This is a genomic window from Hyalangium gracile, assembly GCF_020103725.1.
In the GTDB taxonomy this organism is placed as follows: Bacteria; Myxococcota; Myxococcia; order Myxococcales; family Myxococcaceae; genus Hyalangium; species Hyalangium gracile.
The window spans coordinates 436,102-459,327 of the sequence record NZ_JAHXBG010000005.1; the positions used below are offsets into that span (position 1 = coordinate 436,102).

Annotated in this window: 19 protein-coding genes; 10 read left to right on the top strand and 9 right to left on the bottom strand. The window is 66.8% G+C overall.

Annotated elements, in window-relative coordinates:
• Positions 1-62: 62 nt before the first annotated feature.
• Positions 63-2,552, bottom strand: a complete 2,490-nt coding sequence (locus KY572_RS12540; protein ID WP_224242813.1) for a carbohydrate binding domain-containing protein — start codon at positions 2,550-2,552, stop codon at positions 63-65.
• A 661-nt stretch (positions 2,553-3,213) separates the two neighbouring features.
• Between KY572_RS12540 and KY572_RS12545 the strand changes: the two genes are divergently transcribed.
• The 7 genes from KY572_RS12545 to KY572_RS12575 are packed head-to-tail and all read left to right on the top strand — an operon-like array spanning position 3,214 to position 12,662.
• A complete protein-coding gene (locus KY572_RS12545; RefSeq protein WP_224242814.1) occupies positions 3,214-4,914 on the top strand; it encodes an ABC transporter substrate-binding protein in 1,701 nt (566 codons plus the stop codon).
• Between the two features lie 30 nt (positions 4,915-4,944).
• Complete coding sequence (locus tag KY572_RS12550) at positions 4,945-5,922, top strand: ABC transporter permease (RefSeq protein ID WP_224242815.1); 978 nt, start codon at positions 4,945-4,947, stop codon at positions 5,920-5,922.
• A 24-nt stretch (positions 5,923-5,946) separates the two neighbouring features.
• On the top strand, positions 5,947-6,891 hold the full coding sequence (locus KY572_RS12555) for an ABC transporter permease (RefSeq protein WP_224242816.1): 945 nt from the start codon (positions 5,947-5,949) through the stop codon (positions 6,889-6,891).
• A complete protein-coding gene (locus tag KY572_RS12560) occupies positions 6,881-7,852 on the top strand; it encodes an ABC transporter ATP-binding protein (RefSeq protein WP_224242817.1) in 972 nt (323 codons plus the stop codon). Before KY572_RS12555 ends, KY572_RS12560 begins: the two co-directional genes overlap by 11 nt.
• Complete coding sequence (locus tag KY572_RS12565) at positions 7,849-8,898, top strand: ABC transporter ATP-binding protein (RefSeq protein ID WP_224242818.1); 1,050 nt, start codon at positions 7,849-7,851, stop codon at positions 8,896-8,898. The genes KY572_RS12560 and KY572_RS12565 overlap by 4 nt, the downstream gene beginning before the upstream one ends.
• Positions 8,899-8,946: 48 nt before the next feature.
• A complete protein-coding gene (locus KY572_RS12570; protein ID WP_224242819.1) occupies positions 8,947-10,320 on the top strand; it encodes a GH1 family beta-glucosidase in 1,374 nt (457 codons plus the stop codon).
• 32 nt (positions 10,321-10,352) lie between these two features.
• Positions 10,353-12,662 (top strand): glycoside hydrolase family 3 C-terminal domain-containing protein, encoded by a 2,310-nt coding sequence (locus KY572_RS12575; protein WP_224242820.1) that lies wholly within the window; start codon positions 10,353-10,355, stop codon positions 12,660-12,662.
• A 55-nt stretch (positions 12,663-12,717) separates the two neighbouring features.
• On the opposite strand, the gene mnhG is transcribed toward KY572_RS12575, so the two are convergent.
• Genes mnhG through KY572_RS12610 form a run of 7 tightly spaced genes read right to left on the bottom strand, consistent with a single transcriptional unit; the run spans position 12,718 to position 18,381 of the window.
• Complete coding sequence (mnhG, locus tag KY572_RS12580) at positions 12,718-13,101, bottom strand: monovalent cation/H(+) antiporter subunit G (RefSeq protein ID WP_224242821.1); 384 nt, start codon at positions 13,099-13,101, stop codon at positions 12,718-12,720.
• On the bottom strand, positions 13,101-13,385 hold the full coding sequence (locus tag KY572_RS12585; RefSeq protein WP_224242822.1) for a monovalent cation/H+ antiporter complex subunit F: 285 nt from the start codon (positions 13,383-13,385) through the stop codon (positions 13,101-13,103). The genes mnhG and KY572_RS12585 overlap by 1 nt, the downstream gene beginning before the upstream one ends.
• Positions 13,382-13,846, bottom strand: coding sequence for a Na+/H+ antiporter subunit E (locus KY572_RS12590; protein WP_224242823.1), 465 nt, complete (start codon positions 13,844-13,846; stop codon positions 13,382-13,384). The genes KY572_RS12585 and KY572_RS12590 overlap by 4 nt, the downstream gene beginning before the upstream one ends.
• A gap of 2 nt (positions 13,847-13,848) precedes the next feature.
• Positions 13,849-15,336, bottom strand: a complete 1,488-nt coding sequence (locus tag KY572_RS12595) for a Na+/H+ antiporter subunit D (protein WP_224242824.1) — start codon at positions 15,334-15,336, stop codon at positions 13,849-13,851.
• Positions 15,333-15,680, bottom strand: coding sequence for a Na+/H+ antiporter subunit C (locus KY572_RS12600; RefSeq protein ID WP_224242825.1), 348 nt, complete (start codon positions 15,678-15,680; stop codon positions 15,333-15,335). The genes KY572_RS12595 and KY572_RS12600 overlap by 4 nt, the downstream gene beginning before the upstream one ends.
• Positions 15,681-15,682: 2 nt before the next feature.
• On the bottom strand, positions 15,683-16,096 hold the full coding sequence (locus KY572_RS12605; RefSeq protein ID WP_224242826.1) for a Na+/H+ antiporter subunit B: 414 nt from the start codon (positions 16,094-16,096) through the stop codon (positions 15,683-15,685).
• Complete coding sequence (locus KY572_RS12610) at positions 16,093-18,381, bottom strand: putative monovalent cation/H+ antiporter subunit A (RefSeq protein ID WP_224242827.1); 2,289 nt, start codon at positions 18,379-18,381, stop codon at positions 16,093-16,095. The genes KY572_RS12605 and KY572_RS12610 overlap by 4 nt, the downstream gene beginning before the upstream one ends.
• Positions 18,382-18,628: 247 nt before the next feature.
• Between KY572_RS12610 and KY572_RS12615 the strand changes: the two genes are divergently transcribed.
• The 3 genes from KY572_RS12615 (at position 18,629) to KY572_RS12625 (ending at position 22,326) form a co-directional block, all read left to right on the top strand.
• Entirely contained in the window at positions 18,629-20,242 is a 1,614-nt protein-coding gene (locus tag KY572_RS12615) for a Na+/H+ antiporter (protein ID WP_224242828.1), read from the top strand.
• Between the two features lie 429 nt (positions 20,243-20,671).
• Positions 20,672-21,019 (top strand): hypothetical protein, encoded by a 348-nt coding sequence (locus KY572_RS12620; RefSeq protein ID WP_224242829.1) that lies wholly within the window; start codon positions 20,672-20,674, stop codon positions 21,017-21,019.
• 20 nt (positions 21,020-21,039) lie between these two features.
• Positions 21,040-22,326: a hemolysin family protein gene (locus tag KY572_RS12625; RefSeq protein WP_224242905.1), complete on the top strand. Its 1,287-nt coding sequence runs from the start codon at positions 21,040-21,042 to the stop codon at positions 22,324-22,326.
• Positions 22,327-22,574: 248 nt separating this feature from the next.
• Here KY572_RS12625 and KY572_RS12630 read toward each other — a convergent pair whose 3' ends face one another.
• Positions 22,575-23,075, bottom strand: coding sequence for a hypothetical protein (locus KY572_RS12630; protein WP_224242830.1), 501 nt, complete (start codon positions 23,073-23,075; stop codon positions 22,575-22,577).
• Positions 23,076-23,226 lie beyond the last annotated feature (151 nt).

Below are 23,226 nucleotides of genomic sequence, written 5' to 3' on the forward strand. Positions count from 1 at the left end.
GCCGCGCGGACAGGCCCCCTCCGGCACACAGCCTCGGAGAGGGCCTGCTCGAGCCCGACGGCCTACTTCAGATCCAGGTAGTCCACCGAGTAGATCCACCCGTTGGGGTGTGTCACGCCCACCAGGCAGAGGGTTCCGGTGCCAGTGGCGGAGATGGCGGTGGAGATGTTGGCCAGGCTGGGGCTGCTCCAGCCACCCGTCGCCGTGCTCAGCTTCAGTGTGCCGATGGTGGTGTTGTTGAACCTCAGCTGCGCCTCGCCATTGGGATAGGGAGCGCCCACGCGAGCGGTGGCGCTGGTGAAGCCCGTCAGGCTCACGTTGCTCCAGCAGATGGAGTCGCCGCCCTCGAAGGCCACGACCTTGCCGCCGCTGTCGCCACCGGCCTCGGCGAAGCAGCCCGTCAGCGTGGCGCTCTCCGCCTCCTTGCGCACGGAGGTGGGAGGCGTCGAGGTGCACTGGCCCGAGCTGTTGCAGGTGCTGCCCGAGGCGCACGTGCCGCAGGTGCCACCGCACCCATCGCTGCCACACGTCTTGCCCGAGCAGCTCGGGGTGCAGGTGCTCGTCGACGCGGTGCAGTGCCCCCAGCTCGCGCAGCTCGTCCCCGAGCGGCACGTGCCGCAGGAGCCGCCGCACCCATCGCTGCCACACGTCTTGCCCGTGCACTCGGGCTGGCACGTATTGGCCGTGGTGCCCAGGTACATGTCATCCACGTACAACTGGAGGTTGTTGTTGGCGCTGCCGCCCGCGTCGATCTCGAACTTGTAGGTGCCCGTGGCGGTGGGGGTGAAGTTGGGACCGGTGCACGTGGTCCAGCCGGTACCCACGTTGCAGTTGAAGCTGGCGACGGTGCCCCAGGGATCCTGCGCCTGGGCGATCTTGATGGGGAGCGTGCGCGCCGCGCTCGACTTCACGTCCACCTTCCACTTGTAGGTGGTGCCGGCGGTGAGCTGGAAGCCCTCCTGGCGGATCTGCACGCTGTAGGGCTGCCAGCCGCCATTGTCGATGCGCACCCACTGGACGAAGCCTCGGGTACCGCCCTCGTTGATGATGTCGGTGAGGCCCTGGCCTCCATCGAAGAAGAGATCGCTGCGGTGGTAGGTGTAGTCCTCGTTGAAGCCGCAGTTGCGGATGATGTTGTCACTCGTGCCGTCGCCATTGCTGTCCTGGCACGCCGCGCGAGAGGCCTGGGGGTAGCCCGAGTTGCGGTGGTACCAGCGCACATAGTCCACCTCCAGCTTGGCCTTGTCGCCGTGGGCGGCCCAGTCGATGTTGATGCACGAGCTGGGCGTCTCCTGGCACTTGCCGCCCGAGCACGCCGCGCCATTGGCGCACTGCGCGCTGGAGGTGCACGACCGGCCGGACCAGCCCAGGCAGCCCAGCTCACCGCCCACCGCGTTGTTGAGGATGAGGTACATCGGCTGGCGGAACTCGGTCGCGTTGTCCCCGGTGGTGAAGGTCGCCACGGGCGCGCCGCCGTTCTGCGGCAGGTTGTCGATGTAGATCTTGAAGCCGTTCTCGTCCCAGAGGAAGCCCCAGGTGTGCCACTGGTGGTAGTCGATCGTCTTGCCCGGCCACTGCACGCGCGAGCCGCCCACGTCTCCGTCGCACTTGGCGTCACCGTGGTTGGGCCAGTCGCTGCACGCGTTGGCCTGCCAGCCACCCGGCGCCGCCGCCATCTCTCCGGCCTCGGGGTACTCGCGCCACAGCGCGTTGAAGCCCATGGCCTCGTTCGTGGGGAACAGGGCGCTGTTCTCACGGATCTGCGTGTACTCCATGATGTCGATCTCGCCCGTCATGGGCCAGCCGGCGCTGTCATCGCGGCCACCATTGGAGATGGCGCCGTTGGCCCCGAGCAGCCAGATGGCCGGCCACATGCCGCTGGGCGGCGTGGCCCCGGCGGGCAGCTCCGCGAAGGGCATGCGCGCGCGGAACTCGATGTAGCCGTAGCGGTACTCGACCTTCTCGTCGGTCTTGATGCGGCCCGAGGAGTACTGCATGCCATTGGCCGGCGCGTTGGCCAGGCCATTGAAGGGCGCGCACTCCTCGTGGTCATACACGCCGTTGCGGTTCTGGTCGTAGACGCAGTAGCCGGTGGCCGCGCAGGTGCCGTTGGTTCCACACTGGCTGCTGGCGGTACATTGCTGCCAGACGACACAGTCCAGCGGCTCCTTGCGAGCCAGCAGCGTCAGCTTGCCGTTCTCGACACAGTAGTTCCAGTTGTTGGGATGGGTGACACACTCCCGGTTGGTATAGGCCTGCTGCTCGTAGTTGACGCCCAGGTTCTCCTTGGTCCAGTTGGCGGTGTTGAGCAGGGACCTGGGCTGGCCCGCATTCAGGTTGCCACCAAAGTCATCCTCCCAGGTCAGCGTGAAGGGCTGCCCCGAGATGTTGAGCGTCCGGGAGCCCGTGGACTCCAGCGGCACCTCGCTCTCGACGGACGCGGAAGCTTCCGGCTCCTCCACCGCGACACAGCCTCCACCCACCAGAGCCAGGGCAAAGACACCGCAGCCCAAGACGGCCTTCTTCCAGGCCGCACTGCTGTTCCGTCTCATCTCAGCGCACCACCTTCTGCTCATTTCCATCTCCTCCCAGCTCCGTGAGAACGAAAAGGGCGCACGCATCTCGTCAGTGCCAGGGAGGCCTGGAACCGCTGTGTTTGATTTGGCTCGATGATGTTTCGCGTTGCGTCAGAGGTCCCCAGCACTGCTCGGAGACTACCGGGCATCCTCAAACACAGTTGTAGACCCGATTACTCGGATAGTAAAGGGCTCTTTTGAAACCGCCACCAAAATTCCGGCCCTGCCTTCACTGAGAGCACAGAAGTTCACAAACCCGGCGTCCGCGCTCGGAGCACCGAGCCACATTTCCATGGCTGATTGCGTCAAAACAGACGCAAAACCATGGCCCCACGCGTCAAGATTCACATGAATTCGTGGCTGCATGCGTCAAAAACAGGCGCGATCGCGGCAAAACAGGCCCTTGGGCGTGAATGCGCTTTCATCCCCGCACTCGCAAGCTCCCTTGAATTCTGCTAATTCCCATCTCATGAACGTCGGCCATCGACAGCCCACGCCTGGCCCCGGTGATGGCTCAGCCATCGGGCCTGGCAATGCATGACGCCTCGCGTTGTAAGAACGGCCCTCCTCACCAGGAGGTGAATAGCGTATACGGTGCGCCTCCCGCTGAAAGCGCTACCAAAAACAGGAGCGATCCATGTCACGCCGGCTGTTGATGATGTGCATGTCCCTGCTGTCGCTGGGGGGCCTCGTTCACTGCTCGAAGAGCCCGCCGGAGGGTGCACAGCCCGCTCCCGCGACGGCCCCCGCCGCGGTGGCCGCGCCGAAGGTCACGGCACTCACGGTCATCCAGGAGCAGCAGGCCTCGTGGGTCCGGAACTTCAATCCCCTGCTGGCGCCGGGCAACGCGCGCTGGCCGACCCGCGCCGGCATCTACGAGCCGTTGATGATCTACAACACGCTCAAGGGTGAGTTCGTGCCCTGGCTGGCCGTGAAGCACGAATGGAGCGCGGACAACAAGAAGCTCACCCTGTCCGTGCGCCCCGGCGTGAAGTGGTCGGATGGCCAGCCCTTCACCGCCAGGGACGTGGCGTTCACCTTCGAGCTCCTCAAGAAGCACAAGGCCCTGGACTTCTCGGCGGTGTGGGCGTTCCTGGACGGCGTCCAGGTCAAGGATGACGCGACGGTCGAGTTCAGCCTGGTGCGCCCCTACGTCCCCGGCCTCGTCTACATCCTTCATCAGCCGATCGTGCCCGAGCACAAGTGGAAGGACGTGGCGGACCCCGTCACGTTCACGAACGAGACGCCCGTGGCCACGGGCCCCTTCACCGAGGTGAAGGTCTTCCAGAACCAGATCTTCGAGCTCGGACGCAACCCGCACTACTGGCAGCCGGGCAAGCCCGCCGTCCAGAGCCTGCGCTTCCCGGCGTACCCCGGCAACGATCAGGCCAACATGGCGCTGCTCACCGGCGAGCTGGACTGGGCGGGCAGCTTCGTGCCCGACATCGAGCGCGTCTACGTGGCCAAGGACAAGGAGAACAACCACTACTGGTTCCCCCTGGTCGGCAACACGACGACGCTCTACGTGAACACCGCCAAGAAGCCCTTCGACGACGTCCGCGTGCGCAAGGCGATCAGCATGGCGATCGACCGCGATCAGATCGTCAAGGTGGCGATGTATGGCTACACGCGGCCCGCTGACGCCACGGCCCTGAGCGACGCGCACAAGAACTGGCACAACCCCAAGGCCCTGGAGTCCGGCGACTGGACGAAGCTCGACGTGGCCAAGGCGAACGCCCTGCTCGACGAGGCCGGCTACAAGCGAGGCGAGGACGGCGTGCGGATGACGCCGGACAAGCAGCCCATGCGCTACGAGATCAACGTCGTCACGGGCTGGTCGGACTGGGTGCGCGCCTCGCAGCTCATCGGCCAGCACCTCAAGCAGCTCGGCATCGACGCCACCTTGAAGACCTACGACTTCAGCCCCTACTTCGAGCGGCTCCAGAAGGGCGAGTTCGACATGAGCATGGGGTGGACGTCCGAGGAGCCGACCCCCTATCACTTCTACCGGGGGCTCATGGGCAGCGAGACGCTGAGGCCCATCGGCGAGATCGCCGCCCACAACTGGAACCGCTTCGCCAGCAAGGAGGCCGACGAGCTGCTGCGGGCGTTCGAGGGCACCAACGATGCCGCGGAGCAGAAGAAGCTGGCGGGACAGATGCAGGAGCTCTTCGTCCAGAACGCGCCGGCCATCCCCCTGTTCCCCGGCCCGTCCTGGGGTGAGTACAACACGCGTCGGTTCACCAACTTCCCGAGCGCGTCCAATCCGTACGCCAAGCTCACGCCGAACAGCTCTCCCGAGAACCTCTTCCTCATGGTCGAAGTGAAGCCCAAGTAGCGTCAGCGCCTCGGAAAAGAGCCCCACGCCGTGCGACACCTCCTGCGAAACCTGGCCTTGTACGCGGTCGCCGCGTGGGCCTCGCTGACGCTGAACTTCCTGATCCCGCGCCTCATGCCGGGCGATCCCGCCTCGACCATGTTCGCGCGCTTCAGGGGGCAGCTGCAGCCCGAGGCCATCGACGCATTGCGAGTGGCGTTCGGCTTCACGAACGAGCCGCTCTACAAGCAGTACTTCACCTACGTCGTCCACCTGTTCCAGGGCGATCTCGGCCTCTCCGTCGCGTACTTCCCCGCGAAGGTGACGGACGTGATCGCCACGGGGCTCGGCTGGACGCTGCTGCTCGCGGGTGCCGCGGTGATCATCAGCTTCGCGCTCGGCACGACGCTGGGCGTGGTCGCCACGTGGAGGCGTGGCGGCTGGCTGGACTCGGTGCTGCCGCCGGTGCTGGTCTTCCTGGGAGCCTTCCCCTACTTCTGGCTCGCCATGGTGCTGCTCTACGTGCTCGGGTTCAACCTGGGCGCCTTCCCCCTCCGGCACGCCTACGACGACGCGCTTGCTCCCGCCTTCAGCGGCGAGTTCATCCTCAGCGTCGTCCAGCACATGATGCTCCCGGCATCGGCGATCGTGATCGCGACGCTCGGGGGGTGGATGCTCAGCATGCGCAGCACCATGGTGGGGGTGCTCTCCGAGGACTACATCACCATGGCGAACGCCAAGGGCCTGTCCCAGGGGCGGATCATGTTCCACTACGCCGCTCGCAACGCGCTGCTGCCCAACGTCACGGGCTTCGGCATGGCGCTGGGCTTCGTCCTCTCGGGCTCGCTGCTGACGGAGATCGTCTTCTCGTACCCCGGCCAGGGCTACCTGCTCATCCAGGCGGTGCGCAACCAGGACTACCCGCTCATGCAGGGTATCTTCCTGACCATCACGCTTGCCGTGCTGGGCGCGAACCTGCTCGTCGACATCCTCTACGTGTGGCTCGACCCCCGGACGCGGACTCGCTGACGGGTAGAAAGGAGGAAGCCTGGAATGTCATCCGCGAAACCAGCCGGGAGGCAGCGCTCGGGGTTCATCTGGCAGCTGCTCGAGAATCGCAAGGCGGCCGTCGGGGCGGCGATCATCCTCTTCTTCGTGCTGCTCGGGCTGTTCGGGCCCCTGCTGGTGAAGGTCGACCCCTCCGCCTTCGTGGGCCCGCCGCACCAGCCACCCTCCTCCGAGTATCTCTTCGGAACCAACGGCCAGGGGCAGGACGTGCTCGCGCAGACGATCGCGGGGGCGCGCACCTCGCTCGCGGTGGGGTTCCTCACGGGCTTCGCCGTCATGGCGATTGGCGCGCTCGTGGGGATGACCGCCGGGTTCTTCGGCGGCTGGCTCGACAGTGTCCTGTCCTTCGTCACCAACGTGTTCCTGCTCATCCCCGGCCTGCCCATGGCCGTGGTCATCGCGGCGTACCTGAAGCCCGGGCCCGTCACCATCGGCCTGGTGCTGATCATCACGGGGTGGGCCTGGAACGCACGCATGCTGCGCGCGCAGATCCTCTCGCTGCGGGAGAAGGACTTCGTCATGGCCGCCATCGTGAGCGGCGAGGGGCGCCTTCGGATCATCTTCCGGGAGATCCTCCCCAACATGACGTCGCTGCTGATGAGCGGCTTCATCTCCGCGACGGTCTACGCGATTGGCGCGCAGGTGGGGCTCGAGTTCCTGGGGATCGGGGACGTGAGCGTGGTCACCTGGGGCACCAACCTGTACTGGGCCGCCAACAACGCGGCCCTGCTGACCGGGGCGTGGTGGACCGTGGTCCCCACCGGCATGTGCGTCGCGCTCATCGGGTTCGCGCTCGTGCTCGTCAACTTCGCGATCGACGAGCTCACCAACCCGCGACTGCGGGCGGAGCGCACATGGACTCGGCTCCTCGAGAGCCATGATCTGGAAGAGGGGCTCTCGACCCCCGTGGTGAGGAGCCATGGAAACTAAGGCCTCGACGTTGCTGTCGGTGCGGGACCTCCGCGTCGAATACCTGACGCCCGTGGGCTCCGTGTGCGCTGTCGACGGCGTCTCGTTCGACATCGGGCGCGGCGAGGTGCTGGGGCTCGCCGGCGAGTCGGGCAGCGGCAAGTCCACCGTGGCGCAGGCCCTGCTGCGGATCCTCCGGCCCCCCGCCGTCATCACGGGCGGTCAGGTGATGTTCGAGGGAGAGGACATCCTGGGCATGAGCGAGGCGCGGCTCCGGGAGCTGCGCTGGCGCAAGGTGTCGCTCGTCTTCCAGAGCGCGATGAACTCGCTCAACCCCATCCTCACGATTGGTGAGCAGATCGTGGACGCGATCGAGGCCCACCGGCGGGTGAAGCGCTCCGAGGCCGTCGACAGGGCCGTCTCGCTGCTGAAGCTCGTGGGCATCGACAGCTCCAGGCTCACGAGCTATCCGCACCAGCTCTCGGGCGGCATGCGGCAGCGCGTGGTGATCGCCATCGCGCTGGCGCTCGAGCCGCCGCTGATGATCATGGACGAGCCGACGACGGCGCTCGACGTGGTGGTGCAGAAGGAGATCCTGCACCAGGTCTCGGAGCTCAAGGACAAGCTCGGGTTCTCCATCCTGTTCATCACGCATGATCTCTCGCTGATCCTCGAGTTCTCCACGCGCATCGCGGTCCTCTACGCGGGCAGGATGATGGAGATGGCCCCCTCTCGGGAGCTCTTCCTCTCCCCCAGGCACCCGTACACCCGGGGGCTGCTGGGCTCGGTCCCCTCGGTCCGAGGGCCGCGCAGGAAGCTCGTGGGCATCCCGGGCTCGCCTCCGGACATGCGCAAGCTCCCCGACGGGTGCCGCTTCCACCCGCGTTGCCCCTCGGCGACGGACCGCTGCAAGGTCGACGTGCCCCAGCTCCGCCCGCTGGGACCTGACCACATCGAGGCCTGCCACCTGGACGCGCCATGACGACCATCGACCTGGAGAGCCAGCCGATCCTCGAGGCGAAAGGCCTCGGCAAATACTTCCAGGTGGGCAGTGGCTTCCGGCCGAAACGGCTGCGAGCCCTCCACGAGATCTCCTTCGCCCTGGGGAAGAGGCAGGTCGTCGCGCTCGTGGGAGAGTCGGGCAGCGGCAAGAGCACGATCGCCCGACTGCTGGTGCGGCTGATGGAGCCTTCGGCCGGGAAGATCCTCTTCCGTGGCCGAGACATCCTCCAGGAGGAGCCGCGCCAGGCCTCGCTCGACTACCGGGCACAGGTGCAGATGATCTTCCAGGATCCCTTCGGGTCGTTGAACCCGGTCCACACCATCGGGGCGCACCTCGAGCGCCCTCTCCTGCTCCACGGAAAGGCCAAGGGAGCCGCGGAGCTCAGGGATCGCGTGCATGAGCTGCTCGAGACCGTCGACCTGAAGCCGGCGGCCGAGCTCGCGACGCGGTATCCACATCAGCTCTCGGGGGGCCAGCGGCAGCGAGTGGCCATCGCGCGAGCGCTGGCTCCGGGTCCCTCCGTCATCCTGGCGGATGAGCCGATCTCCATGCTCGACGTGTCGATCCGCGTCGGCGTCTTGAACCTGATGGAGCGCCTCAAGGAGGAGCGCGCAATCTCGTATCTGTACATCACGCATGACATCGCGAGTGCGCGCTACTTCGCGGACCGGACGATGGTGATGTACGCGGGGCACATCGTGGAGGGCGCGCCGAGCGAGGAGCTCATGCAGCAGCCCGCGCATCCCTACACGCAGCTCCTGCTGTCCGCGGTGCCGGACCCGAACGGCTCCATGAAGAGCGAGCTGAAGGCGAAGTCGGGCGCGCCCAAGCTGATCGATCCGCCGCCCGGCTGTCCCTTCGCCGACCGGTGCCCGAGCGCCATGGCGGTGTGTCGCCGGGAGATGCCGGAGACGACCCAGCTCGATGATTCGCGCTGGGTGCGCTGCCACCTGTTCGGACGAGGCGCCGCGTCTGGAACCGCCGGCCCGCAGGGGCTGAGTGCCGTTGCCAGAAGCGCGCTCTAGACGAGCGCGGCCTCTCGATGAGTCCCACTGAATCCGGTTCCCACGCGCATGAGCACTCTTCGCTTTCCCAATGAATTCGCCTGGGGGGTCGCCACCTCCTCCTACCAGATCGAAGGCGCCGCGACGGAGGACGGGCGCGGTGAGTCGATCTGGGATCGCTTCTCCAAGACGGCCGGCAAGGTGGAGGACGGGACGAACGGCGATGTCGCCTGCGACCACTACCACCGCTTCCGCGAAGACGTCGCGCTGATGAAGAGCCTGGGCATCAAGCACTACCGCTTCTCCATCGCCTGGCCGCGCATCTTCCCCACGGGCCGTGGAAGGCTGAATCAGCCCGGCCTGGACTTCTATGGCCGCCTGGTGGACGCGCTGCTCGAGGCGGGGATCGAGCCCTTCGCGACGCTGTACCACTGGGATCTGCCGCAGGTGCTCCAGGATGAAGGAGGCTGGACGCGGCGGTCGACCGCCGAGGCGTTCGTCGAGTACTCGCGCGTCGTTGCTCGCAGCCTGGGTGATCGGGTGAAGAAGTGGATCACCCATAACGAGCCGTGGTGCACGAGCATGCTCGGCTACATGGAGGGGCGCCACGCACCGGGCTTGAAGGACTACCGGGCGGCGCTCGCCGCGAGCCACCACGTGCTCCTGTCCCACGGACTCGCGGTCCCCGTCATCCGCTCCGAGAGCCCCGGGGCCGAGGTCGGAATCACCCTGAACCTGGTCCCCGCCGAGCCCGCCTCACCGAGCGCGGCGGACCACGACGCCACCCGGCACTTCGACGGCTTCTTCAACCGCTGGTTCCTCGACCCTGTCTTCGGGCGCCACTACCCCGCCGACATGGTCGCCGACTACATCGCCGCCGGGCACCTTCCGCCCGAGGGGCTCACGGTCGTGCAACCTGGAGACCTCCAGACGATCGCGGTGAAGTGCGACTTTCTGGGCATCAACTACTACAACCGCGCGGTCCTTCGGAGCACCGCGGTGCCGGAGGCGCGGAACGAGCCTCGCAAGGTGTTCGTCGCTCCTGAGAAGGATTGGACCGAGATGGGCTGGGAGGTGTACCCCGATGGCCTCCGGGAGCTCCTGCTGCGTGTCCACCTGGAGTACCGGCCGCGCAAGCTCTACGTGACGGAGAACGGGGCGAGCTACTCGACGCCTCCTGGCGCGGATGGGCGGGTGAAGGACGAGAAGCGGATTGCCTTCCTGCGAGACCACTTCATCGCGGCCCGGCGCGCGATGGAGGGAGGCGTGCCGCTCGCTGGGTATTTCGTGTGGTCGCTCCTGGACAACTTCGAGTGGGACCGCGGCTACTCACAGCGCTTCGGCATCGTCTGGGTGGATTACGCGAGCCAACAGCGCATCCCCAAGGACAGCGCGCTCTGGTACCGGAGCGTCATCTCGGAGAACGCGGTACCCACAGTTTGAAACCAGTCGTGTCTCTCGACGAGGACCCAGATATGTCCGACCCATTCACATACTACAAGGCACGAGCACGGGAGCTGGTGCTCCAGATGACGCTGGAGGAGAAGGCCCTGCTCTTGTCTGGCAATGGCTCCTGGACGACTCACAAGGTCGAGCGGCTGGGCATTCCTTCCATCTACATGACGGATGGCCCGCATGGGCTCAGGAAGGCGCTGGGGCCGAGCATGGCGGACAGTGTCCCCGCGACCTGCTTCCCCACCGCTTCCGCCCTGGGCTCCACCTGGAACACGCAGCTCATGGAGCAGGTGGGCGCCGCCCTGGCTCGGGAGTGCCAGGCCAACGATGTCCAGCTGCTGCTGGGCCCCGGCATCAACATGAAGCGCTCTCCCCTGGGCGGGCGCAACTTCGAATACTTCTCCGAGGATCCTGTCCTCACCGGACACCTGGCGGCGGCCTACATCCAGGGTGTCCAGGGCGAGGGCGTGGGCACTTCGTTGAAGCACTTCGCGGTGAACAACCAGGAGTTCGAGCGGATGGTGAGCAACTCGAACCTGGACGAGCGAACGCTCCGCGAGATCTACCTGCCCGCGTTCGAGCTCGCGATCACCCAGGCCCAGCCGTGGTCGGTGATGTGCGCGTACAACAAGGTGAACGGTGTCTACGCCTCCGAGAACCCCTTGCTGCTCGAGCAGATCCTCCGGGAGGAGTGGGGCTTCGAGGGGTTCGTGGTGTCGGACTGGGGCGCCGTCCACGATCGCGTGAGGGGCGTGCTGGCCGGGCTGAACCTGGAGATGCCCGGCAGCGGTGAAGTGAATCGCAAGAAGATCATCGAGGCCGTCAACGCGGGGCGGCTGCCCATGAGTCGCCTGGATGAGGTGGTAGCCTCGCTGCTCGCCGTGGTGCTCAAGGCCGCGGAGAGCCGCAAGCCCCAAGCTCGGGTCGACCTCGATCAGCACCACGCCCTGGCCCGGCAGGTGGCGGGTGAGAGCATCATCCTGCTCAAGAACGAGGACCACCTCCTGCCGCTGGACGTGGGGGCGAAGAAGAAGCTCGCCCTGATTGGCGCCTTCGCCAAGGAGCCGCGTTACCAGGGCGCTGGGAGCTCGCAGGTGAATCCGAGCCGCATCTCCAACGCGCATGACGAGCTGCTGGAGCTCTTGGGAGGAAGCGAGCGCATCGGCTACGCGAGCGGCTACGACACGGAGGGGGTCACCACTCCCTCGCTGCTCGAGGAAGCGCAGCGGCTGGCCAGGGACTCGGACGTGGCCATCGTCTTCGCGGGACTGCCTGACAGCCACGAGTCCGAAGGGTTCGATCGCTCCTCCCTGGACATCCCCGAGGGGCATCACCGGCTGATCGACACGGTCACCCAGGCCCAGCCCAACACGGTGGTGGTGTTGATGAACGGCTCCGCCATCACCATGCCCTGGGTGGGGCGAGTGAAGGCCCTCCTCGAAGGCTGGCTGACGGGACAGGCGGGCGGAGGCGCCATCGCCGACATCCTGACCGGACGGGTCAACCCCTCGGCGAAGCTGGCCGAGACCTTCCCGCAGCGGCTGGAAGACACGCCCACCGCCACCGAGTTCCCCGGCTTGAACCAGGAGACCTACTACGGCGAGGGGGTCTTCATCGGCTACCGGTACTACGACAAGAAAGACATCACCCCGCTGTTCCCGTTTGGCTTTGGGCTGAGCTACACGACCTTCGCCTATTCGGAGCTGAGCCTCGGCTCGCCGTCCATCAAGGACACCGATGGGCTGACCGTGCGGGTGAAGGTCAAGAACACGGGGAAGGTCGCTGGAAAGGAGATCGTCCAGCTCTACGTCCGTGAGGACAGGCCCGTCGTCAGCCGTCCGGAGAAGGAGCTCAAGGCCTTCACCAAGGTGGCGCTCGATCCTGGCGAGGAGAAGACGGTGAGCTTCACGTTGAAGCCTCGTGACTTCGCCTACTACGACACCGCCCGCCGCCGGTGGTCCGTCACCCCCGGGCGGTTCGACATCCTGGTCGGTGGCTCCTCCCGGGAGCTGCCTCTGCGGCAGCACGTCCAGGTGGAGACAGCCGAGGTGGCCGTCCCCGCGCTGACGCGCCACTCCATGGTGAAGGAGTTCAAGAACCACCCCAAGGGGAAGGCCTTCTACTCGCGCCTGACCCACATCATCACGGGAGATGCCTTCACGAAGCAGAACCCGGTGAAGCTCACGCCTCAGGAGGAGCGCGCCAGGAAGAAGGCGGAGATGTCGACGATGGTGTTCGTCAACGACATGCCCGTCTACAAGCTGGTCGCCTTCTCCGAAGGCAAGTTCACCGACCAGATGCTGGACGACATCCTGGCGCAGGTTCAGTAGGCAGGAAGGGCCCGCCCATCCCGCACGGGCCCGAGGGGCTGCTCACCGCCGGAACTCAGGCGGAGGGCGGCCGATCTCCCTCCGAGCTCGGGGTCCCCCCTGGAACCTCGGTGCCGCGCCCGAACTTGTCCTTGAGCTCGTCCGGATGCGTCTCGGGCGCCAGGGGGGCGCCCACGAGGTACCCCGCCCGGGCCAGCATGTGGGCCGCCACGGGCGCGGTCAGGAACAAGAAGGCGATCACCAGGCCTGCATTGGTCACCACCTGCAGCTCGCCGAAGAACAGCGCCGTGCCGAAGAGGATGCAGCCCGCGCCAGCCGTCCCTGTCTTCGTGGCCGCCTGCATCCGGGTGAAGAGATCCGGCATGCGTACCACTCCCAGCGCGGCGATGGCCATGAACGCCGCACCTGTGAGCATCCACGCGATTGCGAACCAGCGCATCACCGGGGCTCCTTCCTTTCCAGGTACCTTGCAACCGCCACCGTCCCCAGAAAGGAGATCAGCGCCAGGCCCGTGGCGACTCGTAGCAGGTGCCGCTCCCCCGTGAGGGCGGTATAGACGGCGATCACGCCCACGGAGACGCCGGCAATCAAGTCCAATGCCACGATGCGATCAGGTGCACTGGGCCCGCGCACCACGCGCCAGAGGGCGAGCAACATCGTGAGCGCCAGGAGGGCCAGCGTTCCCAGCAGCACGTTTCGAAGCGCGGGAGGAAGATCAATCATCGCAGCAACTCCAGGATCCGGCGCTCGAAGCCCTGCTTGATCTCGCGCCGGGTGGCTTCAGGATCCGACACATACATCGCGTGGATGTAGAGGGTCTTCCGGTCGCTCGAGATATCCAGGGCCAGTGTGCCAGGCGTGAGTGTGACCACGATGGCGAGCATGGCGATCTCCGCGTCTGTCTCCGCGTCGAGGGGGATGCCAAGGACCGAAGGCTTCATGTACGGAGTGGGAGTCAGCACGTCATGAGCCACGCGGGCCGTGGCGATCGCCAACTCGCGGAGGAAGAACCCCGTGAAGCGCAGCCCCTGGCCCACCCGCCGGAAGTAATTGCTCCGATGAGCCAGCCCCGGAGAGAACCAGAGGACGAAGTAGCCGAGCGCGAAGCCGATAATCAGCTGCGTCGCGGACAGCTCGGTCATCGCCATCCAGATGCCCGCGAGGGCGAGGTTCCGCGTCAGCATGCTCAAGGAGAGGCCCTCCGGACGGCGGCGACGTACCCCTCGATCGAGAGCAACTCCTCCGCCACGCGTGTGCTCAAGACCATCCCCTGCTCGGCGAACAGGCCCAGCATGCAGGTGAGCAGGGCCAGGATGGAGGAAGGGACGGCCATTCCCAGCGGGAGCGATCTGGAGGCAGTCGGAAGCTCGTGGGGCGGCTCCTTCCAGAAGGCCTCGGCCCACACCTTCGTCATCGAGAACAGCGTGAGCACGCTCACCACCGCAGCGGTCCCGACGACGAGATACTGCTCCTGCTCGAGCCCCGCGCGCAGCAGGACCAGCTTGGCGAAGAAGCCAGACAGGGGCGGCATGCCCGCCAGCGCGAAGGCGGGGACCAGGAAGAGCAGCGCCAGCGCTGGCCGCGATCGGTACAGCCCCCCCAGCGCCTTCAGCTCGTAGGTGCCAGTGAGCCGGGCCGCCAGCCCCGCAACCAGGAAGAGGTTGGTCTTCACCAGGATGTGATGAACCACATAGAAGACCGAGCCGGCCAGCCCTGTCGCCGTGAACAAGCCCAGGCCCATCAGCATGTAGCCAATCTGGCTGATGATGTGGAAGGCGAGGATGCGCCTGAACTCCATCTGTGACGCCGCGCCGAGCACACCGGTGATCATGGTCAACCCGGCCATCGCCAGCAGCACGCCATGGGTGAAGCCAACGTCCTGGACGAAGAGCAGCGTGAAGACGCGGATCAACGCATAGACGCCTACCTTGGTGAGCAGCCCCGCGAACACCGCGGAAACGGCGATGTGCGGGGTGTGGTAGGCGGGGGGCAGCCAGAAGAAGAGCGGGAAGGCCGCGGCCTTGATGCCAAATGCTCCCAACAGCAGCGTGGCCACGGTCAGTAGCAGCCCGGGCTGAGGCGCCTGCCGGAGCTTCACCGCCAGGTCCGCGAGGTTCAACGTGCCGACCATGCCGTAGAGCAGCCCGGCCGCCGCCAGGAACAACAGCGAGGAGAGCAGGTTGAGCGCCACATACTTCACCGCGCCCTCGAGTTGCGGCCGCTCGCTGCCGAGCGACAGCAGCACGAAGGACGAGATCAGCAGCACCTCGAACCAGACATAGAGGTTGAACAGGTCGCCAGCGAGGAAGGCCCCACACACCCCCATCAGGAGCGCGTGCAGGAGCGGGTAGAAGCCGTGCGCCTTCCTCTCCGAGTCAACCGACTGCACCGAGTAGATGAAGGTCGCCAGGCCAATCAGCCCGGTGACGAGGAGCATGAGCGCGGACAGCAGATCGGCGACCAGGGTGATGCCGAAAGGGGCTGGCCACCCGCCGAGCTGAACGGCCTGGGTGCCCTCCCCCAGCACCCGCAGGAAGAGCAGCAGCGTGGAGCCGAGCAACGCGAAGGCCCCCGCGAGCATGAGCGCCTGGTGCACCCACCGCTGACGTACGACCAGCCCGAGCGCCGCGGTGGTCAGGGGAATGACGATGGGGCTGAGGAGGAGCAGGCTCATCGCTCGGTGTTCCTCAGTTCGTCGAGTTCCGAGAAGCGAATGGATTGGTGCGCGCGATAGAGCAGCACGACCATGAAGACCAGCAGGCCGAAGCTGATCACGATGGCGGTGAGCACCAGCGCCTGCGCCAGGGGATCAGCCACGCCGGGGGCGGTCGTCTCGGCCCCCTCGGGGACAAGGGGCGCCCGGCCGCGGGTCAGCCCCACGCTGGTGAAGACGAGCAGGTTGGTGGCATGCGCGAGCAGCGCCAGGCCGATGACCAGCTTGACGATGTTCCGCCGGAGGATCATGTAGAGCCCCGTCGCGTACAGCCCACCGATGACCAACGCGAGCAGGGACTCCATCGTCACTTCTCCGCCAGAGAGAGGATGAAGGTGAGCGTCACTCCCAGCACCACCAGGTACACCCCCAGATCGAAGAGCAGCGGCGTGCCCAGCTCCAGGCTGCCGAGCCCGCCCGCGCCGACCTTCAGCCACACGCTGGTGAGGAAGGTCTTGCCCGTCACCGTCCCCACCAGCCCACTGGCGATGCCGCAGAGCAGCCCCACCCCGATCAGCTTCGTCAGGGGAATGTGAAGGGCCCGCCTCGCCGAGGCGGGATCATTGGCGGCCGCGTGCAGCGCGAAGGCAGAGGCCGCCACGAGGCCTCCCGTGAAGCCACCGCCCGGCTCATGGTGCCCACTCAGGAGCAGCAAGACGGAGAACAACAGCAGCAGCGGCTGAAGCGCCCGGACCACCGCATTGAAGATGAGTGAAGTCATCGTCCCGCCTCCCTCCCGTGCCCCAGCTTGAGCAGCGCGGCCACCCCGAGCGCCGAGATCGCCAGGACGGTGATCTCTCCGAGCGTGTCCAGGGCCCGGAAGTCGACCAGGATCACGTTCACCACGTTGCGGCCGTGGGCCGCGGGGACGCTGTTCTCGAGAAAGTAGTCCGAGATGGGCGGGTAGAGCTGGTTCTGGGTCACCATCAGCACGAGCCCGGTCATCACCGCCCCGAAGGCCAGCGAGATCAACAGATCCCGGGCGCGGGTCGAACGGCTCGACAGCTCCTGATAGTGAGGCAGGTTGAAGAGCGCCAGCAAGAACACCACCACCGTGAGCGCCTCCACGATGGATTGCGTGAGCGCCAGATCCGGTGCTCCGAAGAAGAGGAAGACCAACGCGACCCCGAAGCCCACCACGCCCATGGCCGCCACCGAGGCCAGGCGGGAGCGGGAGTTCGCCGCGGCCAGAGCGGCCAGCACCATCAAGCCCCCCAGCACGGCCTCGTGAACCTCGACATCCGAGAGCTCCAGCCGTAGCCGCACCCCGCTGCGTGCCACCAGGGCATACGCGGTGAGACCGCCGATCGTGAGGATCGTCACCAGGAGGTACCTGCGCAGGTAGCCGCTCTGCAGGAGCCGGGTCTGGAAGCCCGCGACCTGGAGCATGGCCCCGAGCCCCCAGGTGTAGGCCCTCTCCGGGCCCCAGCGCCCGAGCCGCAGCCTCGCGAGGAAGGCGCGGATCCGATCGCGCAGCAGGAAGAGCCCCACGCCACCCGCAAGGCTCAGCACGCTCAGCCCCAGCGCCGGTGTCAACCCGTGCCAGAGCTTCAGGGGGGCAAGCTCGGAGGGCTCGAGCCCCGGTGAGGCTCGCGCGAGCAGGCCCCCCACCAGCGCGGGTTGCGCCCCCAGCACGAGCCCTAGCGCGGAGAGGACGAGCGGCCCCAGCCACATGCCCGCTGGAGCCTCATGAGGAGCATGAGGCAGCTCACGCGAAGGCCCGAGAAAGGGCTGGAGCGCGAGCATGGCCGCGACGGCCACCAGGGGCATGAAGGTGAGCGCGCTGGCCACCGTGGCAAGCCAGGTCGCTGGTCCCTCCTGGAGCGCGGCCTCGTAGACCAGCTCCTTCGCGATGAACCCGAAGGCCGGCGTCAGCCCCGCCATGGAGAGCGCGGACAGGCCCACCGCCGTGGCGGTCACGGGCATGGCGCGGCGAAGCCCTCCCAGCAGGGAGAGATCCCGCGTGCCGGTAGCGTGATCGATTGAGCCCGCGGAGAGAAACAGCGCGCCCTTGTAGAGCGCATGGGCCAGCAGGAAGACCCCGGCGGCGTGGAGCGCGGCGGGAGTGCCCATCCCCAGGAGGAACGTCAACGTGCCGAGGACGCATACGGTGGCATAGGCCAGCACCCGCTTGAGATCGCGCTCTCCGAGCGCCAGTAAGGCGCCCAGGAGCATGGTGATGGCCCCCACCAGGCTCAACGACGTCCCCCACAGCGCCGTTCCTCCCAGGACAGGCGAGAGGCGAGCCAGCAGGTACACTCCCGCCTTCACCATGGTGGCCGAGTGCAGATAGGCGCTCACCGGCGTGGGCGCGGCCATCGCCCCGGGAAGCCAGAAGTGGAATGGGAACTGCGCCGACTTGGTGAAGGCCCCCGCCAGGACGAGCAGGAGCATCCCGGGATAGAGCGGGTGCTCCCGCGCGGACAGGCCCGACAGCTGGGAGATCTCGAACGTCCCCGTCGCGGCCCCGAGCAGCAAGAAGCCGAGGAGCAGCGCCTGCCCTCCCCCCACGGTGACGAGCAGCCCCTGCAGCGCCGCTGCCCGTGAAGTCTCACGGGTATGGTCAAAGCCAATCAGCAGGTACGAGCTGAGGCTGGTGAGCTCCCAGAAGATGAAGAGCGCGAGCAGGTTGTCGGACAACACCAACCCGAGCATCGAGGCCATGAAGGTGAAGAAGAAGAGGAAGAACCTGCCCAGATGCGGGTGGCCCTCGAGGTATCTGCCGGCGTACAGCGTCACCAGCGCGCCAATCCCGGTGATGAGCAGCACGAACAGGAGGCTCAGCCCATCCACTCGGAGAGAGAGCTGGAGCATCAACCGGGGGGACCAGGCGTGCTGCTCGGAGAGCGTTGCGCCAGCGGTGACGGGCCCGAGCAGGGACATGAAATAGACAAACAGCGCGGCCGGGACGACGGCGAGGACCGCACCGGTCCACCGGCGCGCGACGAGATGAATGCCGGGCGCAAGGGTCGCCGTCGCGAACCCCACCAAGAGCGCCACCGTCATGCCCATGCCCTGCTCCTCATGCCAGCCGCTAGCTCTATGAGGAGGCCGGCGTTGCGCGCGCTCGGTATCGGCGACAATTCGCCTTGCGGTTCGATGGATGACGGCAGCCCCCGAAGCTCCGTCCGCCAAGAGACATCGATGGCCCAGGCCGGTCACGGCCCGGCTTGTTCACTTTCGAGCTTCCCTCGGGGTGCCGAAGGCGGTGTAGCCTCTGGACTCCTTTGAACACAAAGGGAGCCCATCTCCGATGCACTTCGAGCAGGCCTTCATTCTGCTGTTCGCCATCGCCACGGCGGTCGCCATCGCCGCGCGCTACTTCCGAATCCCCTACACGGTGGCGCTGGTGGTAGCTGGGCTCATCCTCGGGGTGGCGCACGCCTTCGAGCCACCGCACCTCACCAAGGAGCTGCTCTTCGCCATCATCCTGCCCGGGCTCGTCTTCGAAGCGGCCTTCCACCTGGAGTTCCGCCAGTTCTGGAAGAACAAGGTGGCCATCCACTCGCTGGCCATCCCGGGCGTGGTGGCCTCCATCTGGCTGACCGCCGCCATCCTCACCCCTGTGGTGGACGGGCTGCACTTCGTGCAGGGCTTCTCCTTCATCCACGCGCTCGTCTTCGCCTCCATCATCGTCGCCACGGACCCCATCGCCGTGGTGAGCCTCTTCAAGAGCCTGGGCGCGCCCAAACGGCTGGCGGTGCTGGTGGAGGGTGAGAGTCTGCTCAACGACGGCACCGGCGTGGTGTTGTTCACGCTCGTGCTGGGCGTGGCGACGGGTGGCAGCTTCACCCTCTCTGGCGCGGCATTGGAGTTCGTGAAGGTGGCGGGCATGGGCGCGCTCATCGGAGGGGTGATGGGCTACACCATCTCCCAGCTCATCCGCCGCATTGACGACGCCACGGTGGAGATCACCCTCACCGTCATCGCCGCCTACGGTTCGTTCGTGGCGGCCGAGCACTTCCACTACTCGGGCGTCATCGCCACGGTGGTGGCCGGCATGGTGTGCGGCAACTGGGCGGCGCACGTCGGCATGAGCCCCACCACGCGCGTGGCGGTGGAGAGCTTCTGGGAGTACCTGGCCTTCGCGCTCAACTCGGTGGTGTTCCTGCTCATCGGCCTGGAGGTGCAGCTGTCCTCGCTGCTGGCCTCGTGGAAGCCCATCCTCGTGGGCTTCATGGCGGTGGTGACCGGGCGGGCGCTGGTCGTGTACGCCGTCTCCGCGCTGCTGCGCCCCACCGCCGAGCGCGTGCCCTGGTCCTGGAGCGCGGTGCTCACCTGGAGCGGGCTGCGAGGGGCCATCTCCATGGTGCTCGCCCTCAGCCTGCCCGCGAACTTTCCCTACCGCGAGCTGCTCATCAACATGACGTTCGGCGTGGTGGTGCTCTCCATCATCGTCCAGGGGTTGAGCATGGCGCCGGTGCTGCGCCGGCTGGGCGTCACCGGCATGGTGGATGCCTACCAGGGACAGTACGAGCTGGCGCGAGGCCGGCTGTCCTCCGCGGTGGCGGCACTCTCGGCGCTCCAGGGCCTGCGCAGCGAGCGCACCATGGTGGGCGCCGTGCTGGAGGACCTGGAGCGGGACTACCAGAAGAAGATCTCCGAAGCCGAGGCGGAGCTACGCGCCCTGCAACAGCAGAGTTCGCGCTTCCGGGAGGAGGAGCATCAGGAAGCCATCCGGCGCACACTCATCGTCGAGAAGGAGGCGCTCATCAAGGACTTCCAGAAGGGCGCCATCGGCAAGGAGACCTTCGAGCACCTCATGGCGGAGGTGGACGCACGCATGGAGAAGGCGAAGCTCGAGGAGGCGCCCCCGCCGCAGACGCCACAGTCTCCCGAGCAGGCGTCCGCACCCGACAAGGCTTGATCGAAGCCCCTGGCCTTCAGCGGACCGCGTGGAGATACAGCATCCCTATCCCCATGAGATAGGCCACGAGGACGAGGTCGTCTCCGCCGCGAAGGTGGCGCACGACGGCGGGGGCTGGAGGCGCTGGAGCTCACCTCCGCGCTCCACTCCAGTGCTCCCTTCGTCGAGCTCATCCGCAATGGGTTATCGCCGCGGCTGCCTGCGACGTCCTCGTCGCCCGCCCCAACTCATTCACCTTCGCGCTTCCCTGGCTCGAGTGGAGCCTCTGGACTCCTTTGCCCCCATGGAGTCCCTCTCCGAGGCCAAGCCGCGCGGACCCTATTGCCCGGTAAGTAGACCCTTAACATAATCCAGCAACTCGCATTCCCATCGGGGAATCGAGGCGCGCGGCAACGCCCGCCAACAGGCTGAAGACACGGAGGACGGAAGATGAGCGAGCGAGAGTTCCTGGCGGAGCACGCGCAGTCTGGCCCCCCCGAGGCGACGCCGGCACATGAAGCCCTGCTGGAGCAGTACCTGCACCTGCTCCAGGCGGACCCCTCCCTTCTCGCAGCCGCCGCTCAGTCAGGGCGCGAGCAGACCCTGCAATGGGCCGCTGACGAGCTGAAGCACACGGCGGCCACGCTGGGCGATCTGCCTCTGGAGGATGCCCAGTACGAGCTGGAGCGCGTGCTTCGGGAGCTCAGGGAGCGCCTGGAAGTGCCGGAAGATCGAGCCTGGCCCCACGCTGACCGCGATCGAGATCCTTCGCTTCACGAGGAGCAACTCCCGTCTTGACCGAACTCGTCATCATCCTCCTGCTCGTCCTCGCCAACGGCATCTTCGCGGGTGCGGAGATCGCCCTCCTCTCCGTCCGAAAGACGCGGCTGCAAGAGCTGATCGAGGCGGGCAGCAGCTCCGCTCGGGCGGTGCTGGCACTCCGGGACAACCCGGAGCGCTTCCTGGCCACGGTGCAGATCGGCATCACCGTGGTGGGTGCCACGGCGGCAGCCTTCGGCGGTGCGTCTCTCGCCCAACCTCTCGCGGGTGTGCTCGAAGGCCTGGGAGTGAGCGCGGCCTCGGCCGAGGAGCTGGCGTTCGCGCTGGTCGTCGGGCTCGTCTCCTACCTCTCGCTGGTGGTGGGCGAGCTGGTACCGAAGTCGCTCGCGCTCCGGTATGCGGAGCGGTACGCGCTGCTCATCAGCCGTCCCCTGCGTGGCATCTCGCGGCTGATGAAGCCGGTGGTGTGGCTGCTCACCTTCAGCTCCAACCTCGTGCTGCGCCTCTTCGGGGATAAGACCTCCTTCACTGAGTCGCGCCTGTCCGCCGAGGAGCTCCAGCAACTCGTGGAGGAGGCCGCCAAGGCCGGCTCGGTGCATCCAGGCACGGGCGACATCGCCTCGCGGGCCTTCGAGATGGCGGAGCTGACAGCCGCCGAGGTGATGGTTCCGCGTCCTCGTGTTGTCTCGTTGCGCCGACATGCCTCGCCCGAGGAGATCAAGCGCGTGCTGCTCGAGGAGGGACACTCGCGGATGCCCGTGTACGAGGACACGCCCGATCACATCGTCGGGTACGTCATCGCCAAGGATCTCCTAGGAGTGGCGCTGGAGAAGGACCTCATCGTCATGGAGGATGTCCTGCGCCCGGCCTTCTTCGTGCCGGAGACCACCCGCGCCATGGACCTGCTCCGGCAGATGCAGGAGCGCCGCACCCCCATGGCCATCGTCGTTGACGAGCAGGGCGGAATGTCCGGCCTCGTCACCATGGAAGACCTTCTGGAAGAGCTGGTGGGCGAGATCTTCAGCGAGCACGAGGAGCCGCCCGAATCCTTCAGGCGAGAGCCGGACGGCGCGATCCTCGTGGAGGCGGAGGCGAGCATCCGGGACACCAACCGCGCCCTGGGCCTGGAGCTGCCGGAGGGCGAGAGCTTCTCCACCGTGGGTGGACTCTGCCTGTCCCTGGCGGGCGCGATTCCTGCTCCCCAAACGCGGCTGACGCTCCCGGATGGCACCGTGCTGGAGGTGGTGGAGGCCTCTCCTCGGCGAGTGAAGCGCGTCCGTATCCGTCCCGCTCCGCCCCCTGCCCAGCTCGACAAGCAGGAGTGAGCACCGGCGACCGTCAGGCTGACATCGCCTCCGATCTTGCCGTGCTTCAGAAGGTAGGCCAGCTCCGTCGGCAGCAGCGCCTTGACGGTGACGAGCCGTACCTTCTCGGGGGTGGCGTTCGGCCTCTGGGTGGTCTTCTCCAGCTTGGGCGTGCTGCTGGGGGCAGCAGTGGGTGGCGCGATAGCTGACTCGAGCGCGCACCGGCGTCTGCCCGCCTGAGCGCTTCGACTCATGCGCTCAACCACCACCTACTGGCTTTGAAGCAGCTCCAGCACGAGGGGTGTAATCGAGAGCTGCGAGGGCTCTGGGCCCAGCAACCCATCCACGCGCTCCCTGAGCTGGCGGCCTTCCTCGTTTCGCTTCGCGATGATGAGTGGGATTCGGCTGTCCTGGGCGGTGGGGCTGCCATGCCAGGAGCGATAGCGGTTGGCGAAGTAGAAGCGGTCCTCGATGGGGCGCTCCAAGCCCGAGCGTGCCAGCAGCAGGACATCCCCTGCTCGCTCGCCCCAGGGCCCCACTGAAAGCCAGTCCATGCGCTCCCGCAGGCGAAGCAGATCCGGCCGGGGATGGGCCTGAAGGTACTCGGAGATAGACACCAGACGGGAGCCGTCGAACACCTGAAAGGGAAGATCCTCCTCCTCGACCGGACGGGGCTCCCGCGCGAACACCAGGTCCAGCGAGCCCTTCATCGCCGCGATGGCCTCGCCCTGCTCGCTCGCGAGGGAGAAGGCCCGGGCCACGGGGAGCACGTCCTCTTCCAACCGGGGGGGGGCGGCTCCAGTCACAGCGTTGTCCGGGACGTGAGCAGGTGGAGCGGTCCGCGAGGCGTCCATGCCGCTACCGTCGTGGACGGGAGGATACTCAGCGCCCGAGCAGGACGATGACTCCCCCTGCCGCCCA